This window comes from Hallella mizrahii, from assembly GCF_009695775.1.
In the GTDB taxonomy this organism is placed as follows: Bacteria; Bacteroidota; Bacteroidia; order Bacteroidales; family Bacteroidaceae; genus Prevotella; species Prevotella mizrahii.
This window is the reverse complement of the sequence record NZ_VUNG01000015.1, coordinates 39,904-66,335: the sequence shown is the minus strand read 5'-3', so window position 1 is coordinate 66,335 and position 26,432 is coordinate 39,904. Positions and strand designations below refer to the sequence as shown.

Sequence of the window (26,432 nt, the reverse complement as noted above, 5' to 3'; positions counted from 1 at the left end):
AATTAAGCGGACCGTCTATATGTCAGTTACCTAACTCCAACTGGTTCTTAACAAGGTTATAGTACGCTCCGCGCTTTGCCGTCAGCGTCTCGTGGTTGCCCGTCTCGACAACCTTGCCATGGTCGATGACGACAATCTGGTCGGCATTCCTGACCGTACTCAGGCGGTGGGCGACGATGACGACGGTCTTGCCACGGTAAAACGTGTCGAGGTTCTCCACGATGGCCCGCTCGTTGTTGGCATCTAGGGAGTTGGTGGCCTCGTCGAGGAAGATATAGTCAGGGTTCTTGTAGACAGCACGGGCGATGAGGATGCGCTGACGCTGCCCCTGGCTCAGTCCCACGCCGTCACGTCCTATCTTCGTGTTGTACTTCAGTGGCAATGACATCACATAGTCGTGGATGCACGCTATCCGTGCGGCCTTCAATAAACGTTCCTTGTCGATGTCGCCGTCGTCAACAGCGATATTTCTTGCTATAGACTCAGAGAAGATGACACCGTCCTGCATGACAACGCCGCACTGGCGACGCCACCATTTCTTGTTGAGCATGTTGATGTCCGTGCCACCAATATTAATATGTCCCTCCAGGACCGGATAGTAGCCGAGCATGAGTTTGACGAGCGTCGTCTTTCCGCTGCCCGAGGCTCCGACGATGGCCGTCACCTTTCCCTTGGGGATGTGTATCGTCACGTCGTCCAAGGTCTTGCGCAAGGCGTGAGGGTCGTACTTGAACATAATGTGCTCGATGTCGATGCCCTTGTTGTTGTCGGTTAGCGAGGTTCTGAGGCCATTCTTCCCATTCTCGTCCACAGCGCGGTGAATCTCGTTGATGCGCTCCAAGCTAATCTTCACGTCTTGCAGGGAATAGAAGAAGTTCATCAGTTGCTCTACAGGTGAGTTGAGCTGTCCGATGATATATTGCACGGCAAGCATCATGCCGAGTGTCATCTGCCCGTGGATGACAGCCGTGGCTGCCACGACGGTGATAACGATGTTCTTCACCTCGTTGATGAAGATGCTTCCTGCCTCTTGCGTCTGCTGCAACTTCAGCGACTTCATCTGTACGTTGAAGAGGTCCACCTGCGTATCCTCCCATTCCCACCGACGTCGCTGCTCACAGTCCTGAAGCTTGATCTCCTGCATGGACGTGATAAACTCGTAGGTCTTGTTGTTGTTGATGGCCTGCTGCTCGAAGAGCTCGTAGTCCAGCACCTTGCGGTGGCGCAGGAAAAGCGTCATCCAAAGGCCGTAGAGCAGACTGCCCGCAAGGAAGATGGCAAAGATGAGTTTATTGTAGAACAGCAGCACCACCGTGAACACTATGAAGGTGAGCATGGCGAAGGTCACGCTCAATGCCTGGCTGGTGAGGAAGTTGTTCACGCGGCTGTGGTCGTTCATCCGCTGCATGAGGTCACCCATGAGTTTTGTGTCAAAGAACGACATCGGCAGTTTCAACAGTTTGATGAAGAAGTCGCTCACCAACGAGATGTTGACCCTCATGGAGATATGCAACAACAGCCACCGGCGGATGAAGTCGATGGCAGTACGGCTGAAAGTGAGCATCAGCTGACCGAGCAGTATCAGCCAGATAAAGCCAAGGTTCTGGTTTTTGATGCCCACGTCGACGATGGACTGTGTGAGGAACGGCAGGACGAGCTGCAACAAACTGCCCACGATAAGTCCAAGTACTATTTGTCCGAAATAGCGCTTGTACTTCTTCACATAGCCGAAGAGGAAACGGAACGACCGTGGATTCTTATTCTTTTCACCCTCGCCATCCTCCTTGTGGGAATAGAAACTGGGCGTGGGCTCCAGAAACATCGCTATGCCCTTCTCTTCCCCGTTAGACCGCGTGCTGATCCAGTGACTCTTGAACTCTTCAATATTATACTTGACAAGACCTTTGCCAGGGTCAGCGATATAGAACTTCCTGCCCTTTTTGACTTTGTATAGGACGACGAAGTGATTTTGGTTCCAGTGGAGGATGCAGGGCAGGGGGGCTTTACTTAGAATGGTAGTCGTAGCTTTTGCGCATGTGGTATGCAATCCCAGTGTATTTGCAGCTTCATTGATACCCAACAGAGATACTCCTTCCGTAGTAGCAGAACAAAGTTTAGACATATATTCGGGAGTGTATATCCTTTTATAATATCCGCAAATCATCTGTAAGCATGCCATTCCACATTGCATGGAATCATGTTGATGAATTATTTTGATGCGCCCTTTCATAACGTTTTTTTACTTGCTTATTCTACTCTCTTCTTCATCGTTAGAATTGTTTTTCTTGAAAGACATTTTGAATTTATTGATATTGTATCGCAATGATATAGTAACATTCCGACTGTCAGGCGAAAGCGTACGAGAAGATTCTATATTATATATATAGGTACTGTTGTTTGGCAATGATTTGCGGAACAAATCATTACCAGATATGATTAATGTTAATCTCCTGTCTTTAAAAAATGTCATATATGTACCCAAAGTTAGACCATAAACTGCTTTGAATGAAGAGCCTAATGATTTATAGGCAGAAGCAATGTTTAAGTTGCAAAATAGCATTACGTGATTAGTAACATCAAACTGATTGACGAAATTGCCTGCAAACATCGCCTTGTTATTGTTCTTGACTCCCAAGAAAGGAAGTCTTGTCATATCATAGTGGAAGTTACCATTATATGCGAAACGGAACAAGCCGAACTTGTCTGAATAACTTGCACGGAAATCCAAATAGTCAACATTTATATTTATAGGTCTGTTCACTATGATATTATCCCCCATAGAAGAAGATTGGAATACATACATTGTATAATCGTGCTTGTGATAATAGTTAAAATCCAAACTAATTTTGTTTTTATAAACCAAAGTCAAGTACGGATTATGCAAAATCATATGAGACAATGATGCATTTCCCTGTTCATAAAGGTGCGCATTAATATAGCGCATCAATGGAGAGATATCTTGGAATTTCGGGCGATAACCTTTGACTTCATATCCCATCGAGATAACTAAAGACGGAAATAGCTGATACTCAAATTCTAAAGATGGAAACATATTTAAGCTGTTCTTTCGCAAAACATTGTTATCGTCTTCTTCATAGTGGTTGTAAGAGTATTCAAGCCTGACACCACCATTAAAATAGAGTCGTTTGATTTGACCTGATAGACTGGCATACGAAGCTCCGACATAGTCTCTCAGTTGTGTCTTGTTATTGTAATCAAATTGTTCTTTTGTATTGTCAGATATTGAAGAACCGTTGTTTACAATATAAGAATGTTTCATGCCCGCCTGCAATCGCAAAATGCGACATATTGTTTTACTATAGTCAAGTTTGAAAGTATATGCTTCATATCTGTTTCGACCATTTAAATCAGCAAAGGGAGAGGACGATGTCAACTTCACAGAATTACGGTCTTTTGTCAAAGAGTTTATGTAACCTAAATTTATGTCCATATTAGAATTCTGCGTAGTATGCACATACCTTGCTTCTACATTGTGCATCACCTCTTTGTCCTGGTCATCTTGAACAGTTGACATCTCTGTTTTCTGATGACTGGTGACAGAGGACTCTATGTCCTTAGAAAAATCGGTGGTCCTATCTATATTTAAAATGTATTGTATATCAAAGAGATTATTTGTGCTCGGTTCGAACGAAGTGTTGAAAATAATTCCATGCTGTCTACCTCTGTCCGTCGCACTGTTCTCGGACATATTGCTTGCAGTTACCTCTTTTGAGTTTGAATCGTATATATTATACCTATTAGTCGCAGATTCTTTCGAACGTGAGTCCTTGAAGGTGTAAGAGAGGTAGCTTTTCCATTTCCCACTTTTTATATTGACATCTGCTGTTTGAGAATCGCTATATCTTCTGGCAAATATAGACTTATGCTTTACTTGGGAAGAAACATAGTCTTTTAATTCTTTTACCGTCTTTATTTTTATAGCAGCGTCATATTCTGAACCATATGCAGAAGATGCATGTGGCACCACGCTAACCTCTTTGATTTGAGAAGGCTTTAAAGAACTTATTTCTAAAGAGTTATTTACCTCACGTCCATTTATCAAGATAAGAATTTTACCTTTCCCCACCATTGATACTTTATCATCATTGACGGTGACAAAAGGCAGGAAAGACAATATTGAATATACATCAGGCAGCTTTTCCAAAGATGATCCAGAAACAGCCAACTTATATTCGCCATTTTGAAATATGACTCTTCTCTTCCCGGTGACAACTACTTCCTTTAGCTGTTTCTCATCAGGCTCCATTATAATATTGCCAATATTAACAGAATCGCCTTGCTGCTCCTCTAAGGAAATCTTGTGGTCATAATAGCCAATCCCAGAAAACAGCAAATAACATTTTTGGTGCTGAGGTTTTCTTATTGTGAAAGAACCATTTTCGTCTGATACCGTTCCTGACACAAAAGAAGAATCTTCACTGTTCTTTAACACTACACTTATATAAGGCAGTTTCTCTCCTTGCTTATCTTTTAATAAGCCAAAATATTTTTGTCCAAAGGATACAATGACCCCAAATATATATAAAGAGAAAGAGAGCAAAAACCTTTTCATAATTGGCTGATGATTTTTATCTTTATAAATATAAAAGAGTATGTACCGCTCAATGCCTGCACATACTCTTCACATCTTCTACATTCAATTAACCACAGTTATACTAGTCATTTGTAACTGTGGTAGTTGTGGTAGTAGTCGTAGTCGTATGAGTGTGTCCGTCATCATCAGTTGTCGTGGTGGTGGTCGTTGTTGTAGTTGTGACTACTTTTCCACCATAAATAGTCTCAAGTTCGTTCTGAGAAAGATTCTCAATTTTCGTAAGATTCTCCATTGTAATTCCTTTCTTTTAAATTGGTCCTGGAACTTTATCCCTGGATGTATACTTATTGTTATTGCCTACTCGTATAGCTTTTCGGCTTTCGCTCCTTTTGCCAGTGTGGTCTGCTTATAATATTGGCCTCTATTATTGCGATATTGACTAAATTTTACACATCGAATTGCCCGTAGTAGGTTGCGTTATCCAAAATTATATTTAATGAATAACCACCCTCTGCAAGAGCTCCTAAATCCAATGATACCACACCACTATTTGTTATAGAAGAAATGGTGGAGCTCACAATATTGCCTTGGGAATCACTAACGAGAACTTGTATACCACCAGTGTACCCTTTCACATCTACAGTTATAAGTCCTTTCTCATAGTCAGCAGATACACACGTTATAGACGGCATGCGCATACCTCCATGATGAGTCGTACCCTCCTTTCGGATATCAATACCAAAAGCATAGCTTGGTATAAATGTGACGAATACTAATAATAGTATAAGCAATTTCTTCATATCAAATCGTTTTATGTTTTCGATTGCAAATTTAGCCACTTTAGAGATATGAAGCAAAAAAATCAGGTCTATTTCTTTATTTCTATTATCTCTGTAATATCCTAAATATTAAGTTATTATAATTTTTATTCAATAAAGTAGGTCTATTTCTGCAATTTTGGAGTCACTAAAAGGCTTCAATGAACGTACGCAAAGACGTCTTTTCACCACTGATTCCCACCTTAGCCTTATAGACAAACAACTTTTGCTTGATCGATTTTTCGCTAATCCCATATATCAAAGCCAATGCCTTTGTGGGCATTTTAAGACGGAGAAGCATCATCAGCCGGATGTCATCATCGCTTAGGTCAGGGAATGTGCTATGTAGTCTGGACACGAAGTCGCCTTCGATGCCATCTACAAACAGTCTTATCTCTTCCCAGTCCTCTTCTGTTAGCGGCATGATGTCGGTCTTGTTGCCTCGCAATTTTTGAATCTTTTTGGCAGTATCTATCCTCCTAAGAATGAAGTTGCGCATTGTAGAGAGCAGAATCTCCTTGTGATGCAATTCCTCATTGTGCATCTTTTCTTCTTGGAGCAACTTTTCTTCCTCGATCTTTAGTTTGAATTTTGCATTTGACTTAAATTGCCGATAAGAATGCAGAATAAATACAATTATTGTTAGGGCAAATAAGAATGTGATTGCAATGAGCCATGACATCAATCGCGCTTCCCCTTTAGCAACACCATTCTCATATTTTGTCTTCACCAAAGAGTTATAATATTCTTGTTTACTATCCAACTGTTTGCCATACATCTGCTCCAAATAATGGTAGGCAGAATCAGCGTAGTTGTATGCCTCATCATAATCGTGCGCTTTGATGGAAGCCAAGTGCCTAATATTGAAAGCTATATATTTGCATTCCGCATTATCAGTGTGAATAGAGTTCAGTAATTTATTGCATGATGACAAAGAGTCCGCGTCAAGATAGGCTGTAGCAAGGTTTAAAGCCTTGGTTATGTCATCAACAGTACGAGTATTATACGAAGCTTTAGAACATTCTAAAGCTTTTTTGAAATCTTTGCGTTGTGTGGCAATAGTCGCCATGTCTTGGTAAACATCGGAAAGGACATTAGAATCTTTCAACGCATAAGCGATGCCTAAAGCTTCCTTGCACTTTTTTTCTGCCTGAACAATATGGTCTGCAAAAAGTAATGCGTCGCTAACATTTAGTTTGAGATAGATGATATTATATTGAGATACATCAGGCAACTTCTGATAAGTCTGCTCTGCATGCCTTGCCACTTCTACAGCCTTTCGAGGATTTGTTTGCCTTAGCACTCGAGAATATTTCTCCAATGCCATACATTGCGTGTATCTGTCCCCAATCTTTTCAGAAACATCTGCTGCCTTCTGCAAACAGTCTATAGCCAGTTCTGTGCTGTCGTTGAGCATGTAGTATTTGCCCATGTAGTACTCGCACTTGGCATAGAGCGAGTCTTGCTCTCTATTATTATAATAGGTATAGGCCGTCCTTAACAAAGAGTCGTTGTCAACATCCAGCCCGCTCTTGTCCTGTGCGATTGTGTAAACAAGGGCATATCGCGCCATTTCGGCTTTACTAAGTTTTGCCTGGTTAACTCCATCAAGTACCGACAAGGCACTATCCGGTGCTGTTGCCGTTAGATGATAGGCTAAGTCAATAGCTCTGTTGTGTGTTTCCTTGCAACCCGTAACAAGAAACACAGTCAACACAAGTAATATGATAAGACTTTTGTTATTCATGAGTCTGAAATTTGGGCAAAGTTAAGCAATAATTGTCAATGCAGCAAATAAAGGATATCTATTTCTTTAATTTGCATAACTTTGCTACTTCGCTGATATTTAATAATATACAGATTAAAATTAATTTAGCACGTCTATTTGTACGTCTATTAGCGCTACAACAAGTGCCTCTTCTTGACTGAAAAGGCACTTATTATGGAATGATAAGATGTTTCCATCATGTTCTCTTTACTGCTTTCTGAATATCTGTCTTATGCTCATCCATGAATATCCGCAGGATGGCGTTGACGACATGCTTGGTCGGCACGGGCTTGCCACATCTAAGGTTGAAGGCCTCAATCTGATGGTACAGTCCCTTGTCTATCCATACCTGCGACTCAGCAATCTTCCCGGCCTTTGAAGCTGATGCAAGATGCCACAATCCTGATAATCCTTCTGAAGGAATTTGTACATTGGAGGGCTCCGGTGTCTTGACTGCACCTTTCGGCTTCGAAGACGCCTTGCTTCCGTTCTCCTTCGGCACTGTCTTCGCCTTTGAAAAGGCCTTCTTCGTTGAGTCTTGTGCACGCTTGCCGTTGTCTTCCTTAGTCCCGCCGGTGACGAGTTTAGGCACTTCTGCATCCGCTTTATCCTCCGTGCTCGAATGAAATTCAGGAACGGGCTTGCTGTCTTGACTCATAGTTTTTCTGTTTCTCACTTTCTTCGGCTTAGACATTTCCGTTGACTTCTGCCAGGATAGAGCTGGAGCCTCATTGACCCGTCTGACCAGCTCATGAATATCGCCAAAATGAAGATTCTTGTCTGTTGAATTACGTGTTTCCATAGTAGTATAAGTTTATTGGTGAATACTTTTTTGTTCTCTACATTGACATACCGCCCTTGAAGCGGCGCTCGTCATCGATGTCGTCCCAACGGCCGCGTCTGCCGCCTACCTCGAACTCACGGTTGAAGCCGTTGCCGGTATTATGTGTGAGGACACTCATCAGTCTCTGCATCAGTTGCTGATGCTGACTTATAAACGAGGCTATCTTGTCCGGTGCATCATCCTTACTTGCGTAACTCGGATACACACCAATGTCGTCATATCTAAGGTTCCGCACGATGGCATTTGCCTCGTCACGGGCAACATGCTCCTTGAAGAGGCGCACTTTTGCCTCGTTGAACGCAGCCTTGTTGCCGTCGAGTCTGTTCATCATCCGGCTCTCCTGGTCCGTGAGGTCGTAATGTATGCAGCCGCCGTTGTTGTCGAAAGCCACGCGCCACAATCCACTCATCAGTTTGTAGCATCTTACTTTCCCCTCAGGCAACTCCAATGCGTTTCCACCCACCTTGACATACGCCTCTGCCAACTGCCGGCGGTAGGACTCGTAAATCTCCTTGTAGAAGTAGAACACTGCGAGTCGGATGGCGATGTCATCATGGGCTTCTGCCGGCGCCTTGCAATACCATTCCGTCTGGTTATCGGTCATGGTATGGTCGTACGTCTTGCCGTCCAACTCCATGCGGACAATGTTCTTGCCATTCACGGAGCAAGCTCTTGCCCTGAACATAGGGCGGTAAATGTCAAGTGTACTGTCGGAACTGTAGATGGTAGCCTTGACGGTCTCCTTAGGAGTCTCGTTTTCTTTGCTTGCAGGTGCCTGACTGCGGTTGTCGAATGACGGTCGTGTCGCAGTGCGGTTTTGACTTGTCCCCGTATCAGATGCACTCGTCTTTTTGACCCTGTCCGAATCTGAGTCATTGGCTCCAGAGTGTGGGTTTCTGTTGTTCCACAGATCAGCCCATTTCGGAATATCACTTTGCTCAACTCCCATATTTGACCATGTTGGCAACTTGACATTATCTGAAGGCTTAGCCTTAGAAACCGATGACATTTTATCCACACGCTTAGTTGTCTTTCGAATTGCTTTCGATTCCAGTGCAGCCTTCCACTCCGTGATGCCTATGATGTCTGCGAGTTTCATCACCTCACTGCCGTTGAGTGCCACCTTATTATTATGGTCAACGATCCCATAGCCTCGGACCACGCCGTTCTTGTCTTTCTGAAAATGGACAGCTATGCCGAACTTATTGCGGAGCTCGTCGATGAACCATTGCATCTGATACTGTTCCAGCTTGGAGAGCGGTTTGCCTTTGGCATCGGTCAGCTTCTTGACTTCTGGAAGAATCTTGATCTTCTTTCGTTTCATCAACTCCTTCTTGGTCTTGGCATGTTCTTCCTCTTTGCCTTCCGATTTCATTTTTTGGTCATCATCACTATAAGGGGCCTGCTTCAGACTCAACTCTCTGTACTTGATGATGATGGCCTTTAAGCGTTTGGCGGTCTCCTCCCGTCGTGCTATGTCGCGCTTGTCTGTCTTCACCTCGGCAATCCTTGCGTCAATGTCGCTGCACCGGACTCTGATGGCCTCGACACCGCCATGATAGAACGACAGCACACCGCTGTCCTCTTTCGACTCGCTGGTCTTATAGTGGAACCCACGGGCAATGTTCATCAGTTGTCCCTCGGTCGTAAAACTGTACCCGAACATCCGTCTGTTGTCATTCTGCTGGTCCTCGCAGACGACCCGGTTGAGTGCGGCATTGAGTCTGCGGTAGTCGTGATGGTCAGACAACAGCCGCCCTTTTTCGGTTATCCTTGTTGTGAGGATGTGCACGTGGTTGTTCTCTGTGTCATGGTGGAAGTAGATGAAGTACGGCTGACAGCCCATGCCGTATTCACGCATCATGGCGTGGGCTATGCTGACCAGCTGTTCCTTGTTCTTCTCCTGTCCCTTGCAGGATAGGGCAAGATGCAGCTGCCATTGCGTTGAGCGGGTGTTGCCATAGGTCTCGGAGCGGCCTTGCAGATACCGCTCCACCTCTTTGCTGCAGTCAATGCCCACGCCATGAAGCGTGCGCAAGGTATGCAGAAAGTTGCCGTCGATATTGGCATAGCCCGCGAGCTCAGCGACTCCTTCCAGAACCTTCTTCTCGTTGTAATCCGCCCCGGGGAATACGCCACCGTGGACAGACTGTAGTTTCTTGATAATCATAATCTATGTGTTATTGGTTTTGACTATTCGGTGGTCATGTGATGACCATACTGTGGTCAGACAATGACCAAACCATGGTCGGGGGATGACCAAAGTCCGGTCGTGTGATGACCATGCCGTGGTCAGGCTATGGTTGTTGTACTGTGGTAAAATAGTCTTTCACTCTCTTCCAGATGTTGGCGTTGACAGTTCGGGCAGAGTTCATCGCCTTCCGGATAACATCCAAGTTGTCCGCTGCCTGGCGTGTCACCGGTGTCGGACTGGACATTGCCTGCGCGTTGACATGGTAGGCTATCTGGTTGATGTTGTTGCCGATGCGGTTCAACTCCCGGTTCTGGTTGATGTAATCATCATGTACAGCTGCCAGCATTTTAAACGCGTCGTCACTAAGACGTGTAAAACTATTTCTTGAGCTATCGAACTCGACATTGCCACTGGTACCACTGAAGTTGCAGTGATAAAGTGAGTAGCGGAACATGTCGCTCATGTTTCCATCGAAATGTTCGTTGGCGATCTTCTTCGCCAAATCTTTCACTGTGGAGTCCACACGGAACTGTATGAACTCCGTTTTGTTTTTTGTGTTTTTCTTCATGTTATCATCAGGTTGGTTTTATATACAAAGTGATAAAGAGAGCGAGTTTCGAGCGAACTGGATCCCATCCCCTTAAGGGTGGGCAAGTTGCCGTTGTCATGACAAACGGCATAACTTGCCCCATCAATATTCCATTTGACATCTGTCACTTTAGTGATAAAGTGAGGAAACTTGCCTTTCTCTTCTTCCGCGCTTTCATAAGACCGGCAGGTTTCAAAGTATTGATTTTGTTTGTCAGAATTTATTCTATTACGCATTACAGCCTCCTTTCTTATTTATTCTGTTGATAAGATATCCGTTGATGTCTGTCTTTACAAATGACTTGTCTACTTTTACGTCTGCTCCGAACAGCAACTCCCATTCCTGGTCAACGGACTCGTCAGGGAACAGGATGACTTGTCTCCCATGGAGTTTGTCGATCATTTTCTTTGTCAGCTTTCTGCCATATCCCACCGCCAGCCAGTGGAGGGGATAGCCTGCAAGGGCTCCGATCAAGGCAGTCTTCTCCTCACGGACGACAGCAACGGGCATGAAGCTCATCGTATGCTCACCAAAGAACACATCGTCATTCTCATAGTAGTCATAGCAGTACCACGGATAGAGGTGGTCGGTAAGCTTACTGCTTTTCAGCACTGTGCCGTTACTGACATTGAAATGGATGATGCTTCCTCCGGCAATCCGCCCGCTCTTGTCTATCCGCGGCAGGACAGAGCCACGATGTTCGCCGACAGTCTCATTGATCGCACCGAGATGATAACGTTCTATAAGACGGTCAATAGCACTCATCATGTCCTTGTCATAGCCCACAACGGCATCGAGATAGTCGGTCACGGAAGAATAGTGGAGTCCGATGTCCTCTGGTTGTATCTCCTTTATCCCTCGCTGCTCTTTTGGAGCCTTTGTTGCAAGTATGCTTTTGAAATCGTACATGATACCTTCTTCGTTTAGTCCGCCTTATCCACTTTATTCATTTATGCAGCGTGAATCATCTGCATAAAATGAATAATCTGCATAAAATGAATGTGCGGAGTGGTGGAACATAGTGTTATGCCATTTGTGACTTTAGGATTCTCGACACCTTGCTTTGTGAGATATTGAGCCGGTCGGCAATCTGTTGCTGCGTATAGCCCTGCCCGTGGAGTGAAGCGACGCTTGACCTCAGCTCTCCTTGTCCGTTTTCCGTCTCCGTGGCAAGCAGCTCACGTTCCGAACCATAGTCACGGAAGGAGAAGCCGAGGTTTCCTACCTCGTCCTTTGTCCGCTCGTAGAGGGCCACATGGTCGGCATACAGTTCCATCTCACCGTTGCGCCACTTGCATTGCTTGACATAAACGACTGAGTGGTCCTTGCTTGAGACACCGAGCCCGATGGCGTCATCGACAAGTTGGTTCAGCTTTGCCGAGCCCTGTATCGCCTCCAACGACAGGGGTATGGAACCCGAGTAGCGTTTCGGTACATGGTTCAGTACGACGAGCGTCCAGCCATGCTCCTTCTTCAGTGCGTTGAGCGAGGACATTAGCGTTCCGGCTTCCATACCCTTGTCAAGTGACTGCCCAAGTGCGGTGATGTTGTCGATGAACAGCACCTCCGCATGGTTTTCCACGGCGGCACGCTCTATCTCTGTCAGCACGTTGTCCACGGCATTGTCGGTCCTAAGTTCGGCACGGAAGAAGGTTGGCGGGAAGTTTGGCGTGTTATACCGCAGGGCCAGCTGCCTCTCCGACATCTCGAAGTCGAGATACAGTACTCGTTTGCCCTTGTCGGCAATCTCTCGTGCCACCTGCATGGCAAAGATGGTCTTGCCGATGCCCGACTGTCCAAAGATGATGCATAGGTCGCCCTCCAGGACGATGTTGGGATAGAGCACCACTAAGGGCGGCAGCAGCTTCGCCTTTTCCAGATACTCGTTCATCGAGGCCACACGGAAGCTCTTCGTGTTGACGGCGCTCTTCTCCTGCAGCTGCCGGAAGGAGGACATGATGTCATCCATTTCTGCTTTGTTCTGTGTTTCCATAATGCTTAGGGTTTAAGGTTTTTCTTCATCAGATAGTTCATTGCCTCGCGGCTGATCTCGTCGTGGGTCTTCACCCGGTTGCCGAGCAACCAGGCGTCGAACTCGTCGCGCTCGAAGAAGATGAGCTTCCCCGATGGTTTGTAGTGGGGAATCTCACCCTTGCACGTGAGCTTGTAAAGGGTACTCTTGGAGATGCCTGAATAAAGGCAGGCTTCCTCCATATTCATCACTGGTTTGTTGGCCAGCATCTTGCGGGTCAACTCGTCGATCTGCAGCTTGTGCAGCGCAGTCTGTTTCTCAAGGCTTTCCACTTTGCTGATTAGAGTATGTTCCATAGTATAAATGGTTAATAGTTTATTGATAGACGGACACGACTGCCCGCCTTTGCATGTTTTGCGCTGCAAAGTTAAGTAAAGTATTAGAAATAAAAAAGTTAGCATGATTAGCACTATGGTAGCATACTAATCATGCTACCGATGCTAACCATGCTAACCGGCACTTTTTACTATAAAAGATGGGGTCGGATGCATTATTTCAGTCTGTGGAGCTGTCTGATTGTATCGATGTATTGATCCGTGACTTGTGCACCGTCAGGTGGAACCTCCACAGCTTTGTTGGCAGAAACTGAGAGGTTCTGCCGCGTGATGTATTTTTTCTTTGAGAAGGTGACGAGCAGATGATTCTGATAGATAGGTGCCTGCCATTGGGCAGCGATGAGCCTGTAGGCACTGAGGCTCTTGAACAAATAGGCGAATTCCTTGTTCTTGATGAGTACCAAAGATTGGCACTCTGGCTTGCTCACACTGTCGAGGAAGTCTTTCAGGTCTTCTGTCGTAATCTCTTCGTGCTCGGAAGTCTCAATGATGCCAAGCTTATTGATGCATTCCACCAACAGCTCTGTATCCTTGTCGGTAAGGACGGACTCAAAGCTTCGTCTATTGTCCTCAGTCTTTGATGGCTTAGATGTGGGACAGCAATTGCCAGAGGATGGCTTCTCCTTTGTCGTTTCTGACTTTCCCTCACCGATGGGTGCAATCTTGTTCAACTCACATAGCTCCTTGAATTTCTCCAAAGGCAACTCATGACCTTCATAATCCTGCGAGAAATATCTCTCTGCTTCTTCTCTGTGGTCGGTCAGCAACCGATGGACAAAGTTACGGTTGAGGGTATCCGTATGGTGCCTCATGTGTCTCCAATAGCGGTAGTGCTGTCGGTCGGGGTCGTTCTCTTCCATGAAATTTCCTACAAACGTGTCGTAGTCTATCATCTGTGATGCCACGCCCTGCCTATACCTGATATAAGCGTTGTTCATCATAAGGTAAAGGCTGTCCAGATGCTTGCGGCTCAGCCACCATGTTACAAGCAAGGCCACAATGATAATTGGGATTCCTATGTCAATGACCAGAAACAAATGGCTTGGTAACAAAAAGAGAACAAGGAGAACAGCCAGCAAGAATATGATGCAGGCAACGAGCAAAGGTCTCAGGCGCTTCTTGGGTGCGAGGTAGGTTTGCATGGAATAATGTGATTAATAACAAATGTGAGTCTTGGATAATGTGATAATAATATAATGTGAGTCTACTTCTGCTTTATCCGTTGCAGGACGGCCTTGCCGAGATCGGTAAGGTGGAGCGTCTGATTAGGGCTGCGCTTAGATAAGGAATGATCCCAATCTATCAATCCTAACTCAACGAGGAAATTAACATATTTCTTTCTGCTTGTATCGTTATATGGTATGGAAGCCTTTAAAAAGAGCTGCCTTGTTGAGAAATCGTTAACAAGCAATGCATCTAAAAGTCTAATAATTGATGTTGCTGTTGACGCAGCTTTTGACGCAGTTATTGACGCAGCTTTTGACGCAGCTAACTCGGTGTTATACTGCTTGTTAATAGCATTTATCGCCTTAGCTGCGTCATCTTCACCGACCCAGTTGTGACCAAGTTTAGTAACCCAGTCTTTGCCTACGACATTACCACTCTTATCGACAACGAGTTCATCTGTAACAAAGTCTTTGTGGCATGGAATAGAGATTATAAAGTATGTACGGTCAGGATCAGTCTCAATATAAGCATCAGGTGAGCCATTTTTCTTTAGCTCCCGGTGAATTGTCGGCAGGCCGGTTCCTCTGCCTTCGGTCAAGCCAAGCTCATGAAGAAAGTCTCCCAAGCGTCTGTTGCGATAACGACGGACATGCAGACGATTTCCGGAACGCAGCGCGTCAAGACTAAGGCTGCGGTCGGCACCGCCATAACTGATTATCTCTATCTGGTCGGGCATGACAGAGATCTCTACCGGCTCTCGCTCCTGATAGGAGCGATGGTACATGGAGTTGGTAACAGCTTCCTCTAGTGCTTGATACGGATAGTTGTATGTCCGAATAGCCTCCGCCTGCGTCGGCACCTTCTGCACACGCTGTTGTATAACCATCGTGCGCAGGAAGTCCAAAGCCTTTTGTATAATGATATTGACAGGTCCCTTTATAGGATCAATCTCTATGAAGTTGTCGGGATCATCATCCTTGCCCCTCGGATATATAACAATGTCTATCTGTGTGCCGGGGAAGAACTTCTCTGGATGGTACGAGAACATCATCAATGCGACGTTCTTCACTCGTTCACTTTCTATAGGTCCATCTAGCAAGCCCATTTGTTCAAGCACGTCATGAGGCTTGGCATCCTCTATGTCGTCAAGCAACTTGCTTTGTACTTGATTGAGGAACTCGCGGATAAGGAGCATGGAGACATCGCTGATCCTTGCCGTCAGATTTCCACGGTCATCGAATGGCACGCGGTTGGCAAGCTCTATCAGCTCCATTTCATTCTCCCCTTTCGCCTCGATAGTACTGGAGTTATAACGAATGAAGTATTTGGGAGTCTTGTGCTTTGCAGTAATATGCTCAGGAATCTTGTAAGGCCGACGGTCACCTGCCAAAGCCCAGATGACAATGACCTTCTTTCCATCAATGTCCTCAACGGACACCCGTGGCATATAGAATGGCTCGAAAAGGTTGTTGAATCCAACCATTTCTTTCTCTATCCTGTCAATGGTCTCAATAGGAACACCTCTGACAGGGCGGACGGGCCTGCCATTGTCTTCGTCCACACCCACTATAATATAGCCACTGCCGTTGTCCTCAAAGTCATTGGCAAAGGCACAGATGGTTCGGTAGATGGAATCGGGATTCCATCCACCCTTCAGTTCGATGCGATTATTCTCTACTGTGTTGCCGCCGAGCAACTTCTCTATATTTATAGGTATAGCCATAGGATGCTACAAAAGTACGATTATTTTTTCATTTCCCCAACGTTCCTTCAAAGTTTCAGCTCTGGCAGACTGTTGATGGCATCCTCTTTCAGCTTGTCAACGGCACGCGTGTACTTCTCCGTGTGTTTCAGGCCGCTGTGGCCGAGCAGACTGGCAACGGTCTTGATGTTGGCTCCATTGTTGAGGATGTTGACCGCGAAGGAGTGGCGGGCGCAGTGCCAGCTGATGTGTTTGTCTATGCCGGCACGCTTCACCCACCGCCTCACCGACTTACAGCAGCTCTCGTAAGTCGGGAGGTCAAAGATGAGGTCTTCCTTCCCCTTGCCGGAATCCTCGGGCTTACCGACAAGCGTCAGCAGTCCGTCGTTCAGCGGTATTGACACCCAACTGCGTGCGGAGTGACCCTTGGTCTTGTCCTGCTCAAACGACAGTAGTCTGTTGGCATAGTCGATGCTGCCATACCGCAGGTCTTTGACATCACAGAAACGCATGCCCGTATAGAGACAAAAGATGAAAGCGTTGCGGACATTTTCTTTCTCTCTTGGATAATGAGTCTCTATGAGCCGTTGAATCTCCTCCTGCGAGAGAATATCCTTCTTCAGCACCTGGTCGTCAACGATGCACTTGACACCCTCACAGGGATCTTTTGCCATCAGTCCCTGCGAGACACAGAAGCGGACGACCTTCTTGAACCGTTGCAGTATGCTCTTGGCACCCTCGCCGACACTGCGCGTCTGAAGATAGTCGGCAAACTTCACCATCATGTCGTGCGTGATGACATCGGGCTTGATATACTCAGCCATCAACGGATGATAGACTTTCAGAAAATCAACAAACCGGTTGTATGCAATACGCACCATCCGCAAGTCTTTCTTGTTGTAGTTCTCGAGGTAAGCCTGATAGAAGTCGAGGAAGTTTAGCGTCTTGTCCTTTTTCAAGCGGTAGCCCTCCTTGTTCTCTAAAAACTCCTGCTCCCGCTCGAAGCGAATCTTCTTCGCCAACTCAATGGTCTCCTTTACCTTTTGGCGCTCGCCGACTGTTCTTGGACTTGCCAAGACATAAAGCGAAAGCGTTTCCTTTTTGCGGATGGATGTACCGGTGTCGTGGTTATAGCCCATCTGGTACTCCAGATACAGACTATACTCCTTGCCCTGTTTGACGGGCTTTCTCAGAAGGCGGGGATTGCCGGCTTCAATGAGATTCTTGTTCTTGCCTCTTGTCTCTGCCATAGTGATTTTCCGTTGTTTTCCGATTGTTGTATGTTGACGCCGTAAAGGTACGAAGAATCCTCCATTTGGGGTGTTAATAAGGTGTTAATTTTAACACCCTAAGGGCAAAAAACGGAAAATTGGCAAAACATCGGAAAATACAATATAGTAGTAAACAACTGATAATCAATATATTTCTTTTCCTTTCTTATCAGTTAGCTGGTACGGTAACGTACCGAGTCTGGGTACAATATAAATCCCGTAAGTCCTTTTATATAAAGAGCTTATGGGATTTTTCATTCTCTCTTGAGAAACATTTGGGAAACATTTCGGGAAGAAGTCTGCCAAAAAGTGATAAGGATAAGACCCAGGCAGAGTCTTATTGAATAGCGTCTGATAAGAATGATTATTTCACCAACATCTTATAGCTCTTGCCGTCCACCTTTACGATGACCATCTGTAAACCTTTTGCTTCGAAGCTGATCTTGCCCGTATCGAGCAATTAGCTTGTAGTTGAATAGACTCTCACGAGCTCATTCTCCGGCACGTTGCTAAACGACAGCGTTCCGTTGTCCATGTTATGCCGATGTCGCCCTTGAGAACCGACTTGATGCCGGAAGCATTAAGGAGGATAATATTGCCAAAGTCTTCCCAATATTGGGTTCTTATATAGGATTAAAGTGTATTAAAACTAGAATCAGAAGAATTGAAATAGCTATATGCAGCGAGAGAATGTGTCATAGCTAAACAATGGAGTTGCTTCCCAATTGAAGGATTTTGAAATAAAGGTTAAGATGTATTATGCGGCTATGAGATACTGTAATTATTATCCTTTTGTGTAGTAGATGTTTGAAAATCTTGCCGCAAGTTCAAGATAGAACTGCAATTTTCGGTGTCAGATATAGACCTTAATAGTCTATACCTGAAAACACCGAGGGGTTAGGGGGCGAGCAGCCCCCATGCAACGTAAAAATTCAGATAGCAATACAAAAAAACAAGAAAGGGAGACCGCTGTCTCCCAAAGATTACTTACTTTTGTATTGCAATATGTACAAGCAAATAACCTCGGAGCAAAGGTACACAATTTCTATCTTACTCCAACAAGGAATGAAGAAAAAAGACATAGCAACTGTTATAAAGGTCAGTCCGTCCACCATATCGCACGAGCTCAAGCGAAACAGTGGGCGTAGAGGAGGCTATAACTGGGAGACAGCCCAGAAGAATGCTTTCTATCATAAGCATCGTTGCCCTGGCAACCGATCTGTCAGCACTTCTTCCATGAACCTACTAATACCTCTTCGAAGTTCCACTCCGTTGTAATATACTCGGATGAAAAGTTTAGCATGCCCACGCACAGACAAGACAGCAAGGAAGATCATGCCGATGGTGGGGGAACTCCCATTGGGATTAGGGAAAATCCACGGGTGTTTTAGGGATTTACCACGGTAGCGTCATCGCTTTTTAGAGTAACTTTGCAGCGTGATTCGATGAAGAAGATAACGCATGACCATTCCGCAGTAGCGAATCATCGTTCTCCGATCAGATCATGAGAAGTAGAACCATTAAAGAAAATGACAGTTATGAAAAAGATGATTTTCAGCCTTATCGCAGCCATGATGCTGCTTGGCTCAGTGAATAGCAATGCCCAGAACAACGTACGCAATGCCCGTCCCCGTCAGGAGATGAAACAGGAAGTGATGAGAAACACAGACCGCCGCTCGGTGCCTCAGAAGCCCGCCATAATCGTTGACCGCGTTTCCGACCGCACTACCGACCGCGTGTATGTGGTGAAAGACTATCCTCGTCCTGTGCAGGTGGTAGCCGCCCTGCCACCGCATGATCCCCGTCCGCGCCGCGTCGACATCACCTCCAACACCGTAGTGGCTGCAGCCGTGGGGGCAGCCGTGGGAGTACTCGTTAATGCCGTCACCCGATAGCCCCGCCACTTTCATATCTATACAAAGCCGCATGGTCAAGCACCGTGCGGCTTTGTTTCTAAGATTTAAAAGTAAGGAACGAATTGTTATCCTTATTTAAAAAGTTGAATAAGAAGCGCCTTCTACCGAGATTTTATGTGTATTTTTGCTTTGTCGTATTGATCAATTACTGCATTATTCGCGCCACAAAGCTAAAAGATTTTTTCGGCATGACCAATCCAAAGCAACCTTTTGTTGCTCAGAAGGTTGTAAAATACTAAAGACTAATAACAAAATCACTACTGTAATGAACAAACGCAATATTTTCCTTTCGCTAGCTTTAGCTGCCGTTTTGCAAGGACAAGCTGTCGTCAAACTCACTCATAAAGGCTCTGACTACCGGCTGACGGTAAACGATGAGCCAATGCTCATACTGGGAGGAGAACTATCCAACTCTGCCGCCACATCAGTAGCCGATATCGACAGCGTGATGCCAAGGATGCAGAAACTTGGCCTCAACACCGTCTTCGTGCCTGCTTACTGGGAGTTGCTCGAGCCCGTTGAAGGCACATTCGACTTCACGCTCGTAGACGAAATCATCCATCAGGCCCGACAGCACCACCTCAAAGTAGTGCTCCTGTGGTTTGGGGCATGGAAGAACTCCATGAGCTGCTATGCACCGGAGTGGTTCAAAAGAGACACCAAGCGCTTTCCACGAGCCATGACAGCAAACGGGAAACCGCTCGAGATTGCAACAGCTTTCTCGCCGAACGTACTTCAAGCCGACAAAAAAGCATACTCCAAACTGATGGAACATCTCGCAGAGACTGACAGCAAGGAGAATACTGTCATCATGATGCAGGTGGAAAACGAGATCGGGATGCTCGAAGCAGCCCGAGACCACTGCCCGCTTGCCGAGGCGGCATGGAAGAAAGAACACGCCAAGTCGGATGAGGAATTCCAGGCCCATGCCTATGCACGCTACGTGGAACAGATTGCCGGAGCCGGGAAGAAGATCCATCATATACCTGTCTACGTAAACGCTGCGCTCGACAGCCGCAACAGAAAACCGGGCGAATATCCGTCTGCCGGCCCGCTTGCAAAGCTGATAAACATATGGAAAGCTGAGGCACCGAGCATAGACATCTATGCACCAGACATCTACGATACCGGTTTCAAGAAATGGGTGGCACAATACAAGCGCAATGACAACCCTTTCTTCACACCCGAAACACGACTCAGCACCAACAGCGGGGTGCGGGCTCTCTACTGTTTCGGCGAGGTGGATGCCATGAGTTTCTCTTCTTTCGCCATCGACAAGGCTGACAGAGCAACAACGGCACCTGTGACCGCGGCTTACAAAATGATTGATGACCTCAAACCTATACTTCTAAAAAAGGACCTAACGCGCTGGGGGCTCCTCTTCTCTCAGCAGGACAGCGACGTGGAACGCATCATCCGCGACGGTGACAATATCCTGAAGGCTGACCACTACTATACGCTGCCATGGGACCCAAGAGCCAAGAACGGCACCCCTTGGCCGGAAGGAGGCGCTATCGTAGTACGCCTTGCCGCCGATGAATATCTCATCTCGGGCAGCGGAGTAGTGGTAGTATTCCAGACTTCATCTGAGGCGGCTCAAGCCAACGCCCAAGAGGTGCGGGGAGAGGATGGATTCATCGAGCAGGGCAAGGCTGGTAGCAAACCCGCCACTGTACAGAAGAAGTTCCAAGGACAGCGTCTCGGTATCGTATCGTGCGACGAAGTGAGCGTGCGCAAGGATGGAACTCTTTCCTATATCCGCCGCCTCAATGGCGACCAAGACCACCAGGGGCGCCACGTACGTATACCATGCGGCGAATTCAAGACTTTACACGTGAAGCTGTACAGGTATTAAAGTTCCAGTCACTTTAAGGGGGCGCTCCACGCGTGGCGCCCCAAAGACTCGGACACCCCTTGGCATCATTCTTTAAGCACTGTCGATAAGGAAGAAGTCTTACACGATGTCAGTGCTATACTGTTCTGAGGCTTGCGCAGTCATCATCTAAGTATTATTCATATTGACAATCCTTTTCACCTTTTGCAATGTTTTGCGAATCCTTCGCAACGACCATCCACACATCACGTACCGGTATGGATACTGACAGCACAAAAAATCAAAAATACCACAACTTGCTTTTCCCACGTACAGACAAACACGAACGTGGACTTTCACAATACCCACCGACAATTGCTAATAACGTTTTGGGTTTAGCAAATAAATCTTGACCTAAGGTCAACAATTCACCAGAAACCATCTACAAAAGATATTGCAAACACGGTGAGATGGAGCTATGGATAAAAGACGTCAAGTATTTCAAGACTGATCGTTTGTCATGCAACTCATATCGGGCCAACTATTTCCGTCTTTTCCTCTATGCCGCGGCTGTCGTCGTTGCCCACATGATGAAGCTTAAGCTCTTCAATGGCACTGCCATAGAGAACTTCACAATGGACAGCTTTATAAAACGCATCATGCTCAGTGCTGTATATATTGTGGAAAAGAAGACCTTCATACGTGTTAGTTTCTCACCGCATCATCGGCATCTCGAAAAACTGACCGTCGGCCATGAAAGGCTGACTGCTTAACGACACCAGACAATACGATTTCTTATACATGCCTGAACAAGGCATGAGATTCTGCATGCCCATAGGCCAAATTCGGGTGTAATTTAGAAACAGAAGACATCCATGAGCCAATGCTTGGAACATCAAAATGACGGTATCGGTTCGACAAAACTACAGATTCTTATCCAACAGCTTCGTTTTTATAAAAACGATATTCTACCATTTTACGCAGCCGCAAAGACGGCACTACTGGTATCCCTAAGAAAAAAGCAGTTACAAAGAAAAAATATCGCTCTAAAAGAACAAGGTAAGCGTATTTTTCTTATTTTTGCCGATGAAGACCTTGACAACCCGTATCGGCGAGTCATAGAAACCACATAATAAGAAACAATTACCAATACCAAGCCTATGAAAAGACTTGCCCGCATCTTCTTTCTACTGTTACTATGCCTCAATGCGTGCATCTCTATGTACGCACAAGCCGCCGTAGAGTCATGGCAGCAGTATTTCAGCGAGCTCAGCCAACGAGAGGATGCAGAGAACGAAGCGTGGCATGACACATATGAGATGCTCAACGAGCTGGCACGGGAGAAGATGGATCTAAACAGTTGCACACGCGAGGACTTGGAGCGCCTTCCCTTTCTTTCTGGCCAGCAAGTGATGGACATCATGGAGTACCGTGACCACGCCAAACGCTTCGAGAGTCTCGTGGAACTGCGCATGCTTCCCTCGTTTCGCAAACAGGATGCCGACATGCTGGAGCAGTTCGTCACTATCGGGCCGGAAAGGACATCGGACGCACTGCCTCCATTGGACAGCATCCTACACTCTGGACGGCAGGAAGTAGTGGCAACGCTGAAGATTCCTTTTTACGATAGAGAGGGAGATAAAAATGGATTTCTTGGATATAAATACAAACATTGGCTACGCTACACCTTTAATTATCGACAACGCGTCAGACTGGGTTTTGTGGCCTCGCAAGACGCCGGCGAGCCTTTCTTTGCAGGAAAGAACGCGTGCGGATATGACTATTACTCTCTCTATCTTCAACTCCGCAACACAGGCGTCATCCGTAACCTTGTCGTAGGACGCTATCGCCTGCGCTTCGGTATGGGACTAATCATGAACACGTCATTCGGACTTGGCAAACTCAACACGCTGGCCACCTTGGGCGCTTCCACCAACAATATCATCGGACACAGCAGCCGGTCGGAAGCCAACTACCTGCAAGGTGCGGCTGCATCCTTACGCCTCAACCGTCAGCTCACACTAACCGGCTTCGTCTCTTGGAGAAAGATCGACGCTACGCTCAATGACTCCACTGGCACAGTAACCACTATCCTAAAAACCGGCTATCACCGTACACCCAGCGAGATGGCACGAAGACGCAACACTGACGAGACACTCGTGGGCTCCAACCTCAGCTATTTCCATGATGGATTTCATGCGGGCGTCACAGCTTTCGCCACTGCCTTTAACCGTACGTTGGTGCCCAATACTACACAGCCATTCCGCAGATGGTATCCCCAAGGAAAGCACTTTTGGAACGCAAGTGTCGATTACGGATACGTCTCGGCAAAGCTCAACATCGCCGGCGAGACAGCCACAGGTAACTGCGGCACTGTGGCCACCATCAACACGCTCAGCTATTTGCTCACGCCATCACTGTCGGTGATGGCTCTGCAACGCTATTTTCCCTATCAATACTACTCGCTGTTCAGCCAGAGCTATGCCGATGGCAGCACGGTCAACGACGAGAGCGGATTCTATCTTGGCATGCAGTGGGCACCGTCGTCCGCTGCGTGCTTGATGGGATATGTCGACGCCGCTTACTTCGCATGGCCGAAATTCCAGGCATCTGCAGCCTCGCACAGCATCGACGCCCTGCTTCAGTTCAGTGGTAACCGACACGGATGGAGCTATCTGCTCAGAATGCGCATGAGAAAGCGGGAACGCAACGACAGTGAAAACAGCCGTCTGAGTTGGCGGGATGAGTACCGCTCGCGCGCCATGATCGGCTACACAGCGTCTTCCTGGCAATGGAGGATGCAAGGCGATCTCAGCCTTTGCCACCAGCAAACGACCAGCCGGGGATACATGGTCTCGCAATATGCCGCCTGTCACTATGCTTGGTTCCAGGCTTTCCTCAGTGCTAATTACTTCCACACCGATGACTACCTTTCACGTGTCTACAACTATGAGCGTGGACTACTCTACGACTTTTCCTTCCCTATGTTTTCCGGCGAGGGCGTCCGCTATGCCATCGCCGCCCGCGCAGACATCGGTCACAAATTGATGGTTCTGCTGAAGTTGGGCAACACCAACTATTTCCACAATGTATCATCATCCTCCGGGCCGGAGCATGTCAACGGTCACAGTCGCATGGAACTGGAGATGCAGGCAAAGTGGCGGTTCTGATATTACCGAACAATCAACGGCCTACAGCATTTTGCAATGACACAAGATCCGCTTCACTCGTCCATATCGCTGGTCAGTACCGTGAGACCTCTCTTCAAGTGTCCTTTGAGCTTATCAAGGAAAGAGGGAACCTTATGAGGGGCAACGTCTGTAGCATTCGGTGAATTTTCCTTTAGTTTCGCAGGTTCTGCCTCCAGACCATCAGCTTCCTGATCTGTTTCTTTCTTAGTCTCTTTAGTATCCGTCTCTTTACGAGTCATATCGAAAGAGATGGAGGGTGACATCTCTGCATCCCCATGATCTTCTGTCTTGTTTCCATTCAAGGGAGCATCAGGAGTCCGAGGAGTCTTCTCTGTTTCTTTCGGTACGTTCCCGGCTTTCTTCTTCGCTGCGCTTTGGGACAGCAGAGGTTCACGATAGAGTTTAGCAATGATCTGATTGTAATACTCCTCGTCGCTATCTTCATGCTTGTCATCGGGCAAGAAGCGGTTATCGATACCTGTGGCGAGGATAATCACCTTTGCATCTTCGCCAAGGGTGTTGTCGTCACTTGTACCCCAAATCACATCTATATTAGGATTCAAGCCATACATGAAAGCATCTATCTCACGCATCTCACTGACAAACAATGGTTTGTCTTCGCTCGTATAGATATTGAAGAGTATCTTCTTGGCATTGGAGATGTCATTGCCGTAGAGCAATGGCGACTCAAGCGCATTGACAATTGCCTTCTCCACACGTCTCTCACCGCGCGCTCTACCAATAGCCATGATGGCACCACCGCCTTCACGCATCGTTGTTTCCACATCGCGGAAGTCAAGATTAATGCTGCCCTCAATGGTAATCAGCTCCGATATGCTCTTTGCGGCATTGCACAGGATATTGTCCGCAGCTTTGAAAGCATCCTTGATAGAGAGCTCCGAGTCGGCATAGACGTCGCAGATGCTCTCATTATTAATAATAAGTAGCGAATCAACATTCTTCCGCATCTCCTCAACGCCCTTCAAGGCCTTCATGATCTTCCTGTTCTTCTCAAAATAGAACGGTATGGTCACGATGCCTATCGTCAATATTCCCATGCTCTTGGCCACAGAAGCGATGATGGGAGCGGCTCCTGTACCCGTACCGCCACCCATTCCTGCCGTGATGAAGCACATACGGGTGGAATCATTGAACAGTTGCTTCACGCGCTCCTTGGTCTTGATAGCCTCCTGCTTACCCAACTCAGGGTCGGCACCAGCTCCCAATCCGGACTCCCCCAGCAGCAACTTGACGGGGACCGGTGAGTTGGCAAGACTCTGACTATCGGTGTTGCAAACTGCAAAAGACACGTTGGCAATACCTTCGTTGAACATATTGTTGACGGCATTACATCCACCACCACCTACGCCAACCACCTTGATGATCTCCTTTGTGGTGTCTTCCACGGGACCAAAATCCAATGTATCGCGCTTCTTTTGATTATCGTCTTCCATGATATTATTATTTTTGCGCAAAGATAAGGTAAAAACATCAAACTGACAACAGAAAAACCATCGCAAGGCTTGCAGCCTTATTTTTATTCCCGCACACGAACTGCTCAATCATTTTTTTCGTTAACTTTGTAACCACAATGAACAACGACGATGAACGAGCACGGCTGATAGCCCGGCAAATACGTGAGCTGGTGAAGAAGTTGCAAGTCATGGGTAGAGACGACTTACTGCTTCAGGCTATCACTTTGCCTACTCTCGAACAGCTCAGAACGGAGGCCGCACGCGGTACGCTTCGCAGACTTATCGTTAAGCGTGACGGCAGATTCTTCCTTGAGGGCAACAAGAATATAGGCAATGGCAGCAACAATACAGTTGAAGTACAATTGTCACCGGTCCACCGTGCTGTCTACTTGCTGTTCTTGCGACATGAAGAAGGTATTGAGTTTAAGCGGCTCAGTGAATACCACGACGAGCTGCTGTCACTCTATGACCGCATCTGTCCCGAAGGAGATCAAGACAAAAAACGGGAGACCGTGGAACGACTTACCAATCCCCTTGACAATGCCATCAACGAGAAGTGCTCCAGAATAAAGTCTGTCTTCACGTCTCTTATGGACGACTACTCCGCCAGCTACTACATCATCAGCAGCCAGTCAAAACAGTTCGATCCTACATCACCGCGCCGCTGGTTTCGCCGTCTCAAAGTCATCACATTACCAAGGAATCTGGTGGTTTACGAGATGTAGAAGTTAAGAGTAGAAAGGCTTATTTATACTTTGATGT

The 26,432-nt window shown here is 46.6% G+C and carries 20 protein-coding genes and 2 pseudogenes; 7 read left to right on the top strand and 15 right to left on the bottom strand.

What is annotated here, in order from left to right:
* Positions 1–22: 22 nt before the first annotated feature.
* From FYJ73_RS07415 to FYJ73_RS07345, 14 genes are all read right to left on the bottom strand, one after another.
* Positions 23–2,230, bottom strand: coding sequence for a peptidase domain-containing ABC transporter (locus FYJ73_RS07415; protein ID WP_154534079.1), 2,208 nt, complete (start codon positions 2,228–2,230; stop codon positions 23–25).
* Between the two features lie 9 nt (positions 2,231–2,239).
* The gene (locus FYJ73_RS07410) at positions 2,240–4,573 is read right to left on the bottom strand and encodes an outer membrane beta-barrel protein (protein WP_154534078.1); all 2,334 of its coding nucleotides are present in this window, start codon (positions 4,571–4,573) and stop codon (positions 2,240–2,242) included.
* 428 nt (positions 4,574–5,001) lie between these two features.
* Positions 5,002–5,355, bottom strand: a complete 354-nt coding sequence (locus FYJ73_RS07400; RefSeq protein ID WP_154534077.1) for a DUF3244 domain-containing protein — start codon at positions 5,353–5,355, stop codon at positions 5,002–5,004.
* 166 nt (positions 5,356–5,521) lie between these two features.
* Entirely contained in the window at positions 5,522–7,120 is a 1,599-nt protein-coding gene (locus FYJ73_RS07395; protein WP_154534076.1) for a hypothetical protein, read from the bottom strand.
* A 217-nt stretch (positions 7,121–7,337) separates the two neighbouring features.
* A complete protein-coding gene (locus tag FYJ73_RS07390; protein WP_154534075.1) occupies positions 7,338–7,943 on the bottom strand; it encodes a hypothetical protein in 606 nt (201 codons plus the stop codon).
* A 37-nt stretch (positions 7,944–7,980) separates the two neighbouring features.
* Entirely contained in the window at positions 7,981–10,155 is a 2,175-nt protein-coding gene (locus FYJ73_RS07385) for a relaxase/mobilization nuclease domain-containing protein (protein WP_154534074.1), read from the bottom strand.
* A gap of 127 nt (positions 10,156–10,282) precedes the next feature.
* A complete protein-coding gene (mobC, locus tag FYJ73_RS07380) occupies positions 10,283–10,747 on the bottom strand; it encodes a plasmid mobilization relaxosome protein MobC (RefSeq protein WP_154534073.1) in 465 nt (154 codons plus the stop codon).
* Positions 10,744–11,004: a hypothetical protein gene (locus FYJ73_RS07375; protein WP_154534072.1), complete on the bottom strand. Its 261-nt coding sequence runs from the start codon at positions 11,002–11,004 to the stop codon at positions 10,744–10,746. The genes mobC and FYJ73_RS07375 overlap by 4 nt, the downstream gene beginning before the upstream one ends.
* Positions 10,997–11,677, bottom strand: a complete 681-nt coding sequence (locus tag FYJ73_RS07370; protein WP_154534071.1) for a DUF6371 domain-containing protein — start codon at positions 11,675–11,677, stop codon at positions 10,997–10,999. Before FYJ73_RS07370 ends, FYJ73_RS07375 begins: the two co-directional genes overlap by 8 nt.
* A 115-nt stretch (positions 11,678–11,792) precedes the next feature.
* Positions 11,793–12,761: an AAA family ATPase gene (locus tag FYJ73_RS07365; RefSeq protein WP_235899279.1), complete on the bottom strand. Its 969-nt coding sequence runs from the start codon at positions 12,759–12,761 to the stop codon at positions 11,793–11,795.
* Between the two features lie 5 nt (positions 12,762–12,766).
* Positions 12,767–13,096, bottom strand: coding sequence for a helix-turn-helix domain-containing protein (locus tag FYJ73_RS07360; protein ID WP_154534070.1), 330 nt, complete (start codon positions 13,094–13,096; stop codon positions 12,767–12,769).
* A 194-nt stretch (positions 13,097–13,290) separates the two neighbouring features.
* Entirely contained in the window at positions 13,291–14,277 is a 987-nt protein-coding gene (locus FYJ73_RS07355; RefSeq protein ID WP_154534069.1) for a hypothetical protein, read from the bottom strand.
* Between the two features lie 62 nt (positions 14,278–14,339).
* Positions 14,340–16,025, bottom strand: coding sequence for an RNA-binding domain-containing protein (locus FYJ73_RS07350; protein ID WP_154534068.1), 1,686 nt, complete (start codon positions 16,023–16,025; stop codon positions 14,340–14,342).
* A gap of 47 nt (positions 16,026–16,072) precedes the next feature.
* Positions 16,073–17,254, bottom strand: a complete 1,182-nt coding sequence (locus tag FYJ73_RS07345) for a site-specific integrase (protein ID WP_154534067.1) — start codon at positions 17,252–17,254, stop codon at positions 16,073–16,075.
* Positions 17,255–18,280: 1,026 nt separating this feature from the next.
* Here FYJ73_RS07345 and FYJ73_RS07340 point away from each other — a divergent pair.
* The 6 genes and pseudogenes from FYJ73_RS07340 to FYJ73_RS07315 all read left to right on the top strand — a co-directional run.
* Positions 18,281–18,502 (top strand): annotated as a pseudogene (locus tag FYJ73_RS07340) (helix-turn-helix domain-containing protein); the annotation flags it as partial.
* A gap of 311 nt (positions 18,503–18,813) precedes the next feature.
* Complete coding sequence (locus FYJ73_RS07335; RefSeq protein WP_154534065.1) at positions 18,814–19,170, top strand: hypothetical protein; 357 nt, start codon at positions 18,814–18,816, stop codon at positions 19,168–19,170.
* Positions 19,171–19,456: 286 nt separating this feature from the next.
* Entirely contained in the window at positions 19,457–21,046 is a 1,590-nt protein-coding gene (locus FYJ73_RS07330; RefSeq protein WP_154534064.1) for a DUF5597 domain-containing protein, read from the top strand.
* Positions 21,047–21,426: 380 nt separating this feature from the next.
* Positions 21,427–21,777, top strand: a pseudogene (locus FYJ73_RS07325) (transposase); the annotation flags it as partial.
* 102 nt (positions 21,778–21,879) lie between these two features.
* Complete coding sequence (locus FYJ73_RS07320) at positions 21,880–22,137, top strand: hypothetical protein (protein ID WP_154534062.1); 258 nt, start codon at positions 21,880–21,882, stop codon at positions 22,135–22,137.
* A gap of 27 nt (positions 22,138–22,164) precedes the next feature.
* Positions 22,165–24,174 carry a helix-hairpin-helix domain-containing protein gene (locus FYJ73_RS07315; protein WP_235899277.1) on the top strand — a complete coding sequence of 670 codons (2,010 nt, stop codon included), beginning with the start codon at positions 22,165–22,167 and terminating at the stop codon, positions 24,172–24,174.
* Positions 24,175–24,227: 53 nt separating this feature from the next.
* Here FYJ73_RS07315 and ftsZ read toward each other — a convergent pair whose 3' ends face one another.
* Entirely contained in the window at positions 24,228–25,649 is a 1,422-nt protein-coding gene (gene ftsZ, locus FYJ73_RS07310; RefSeq protein WP_154534061.1) for a cell division protein FtsZ, read from the bottom strand.
* Positions 25,650–25,786: 137 nt separating this feature from the next.
* Between ftsZ and FYJ73_RS07305 the strand changes: the two genes are divergently transcribed.
* Positions 25,787–26,395, top strand: coding sequence for a hypothetical protein (locus FYJ73_RS07305; protein WP_154534060.1), 609 nt, complete (start codon positions 25,787–25,789; stop codon positions 26,393–26,395).
* Positions 26,396–26,432 lie beyond the last annotated feature (37 nt).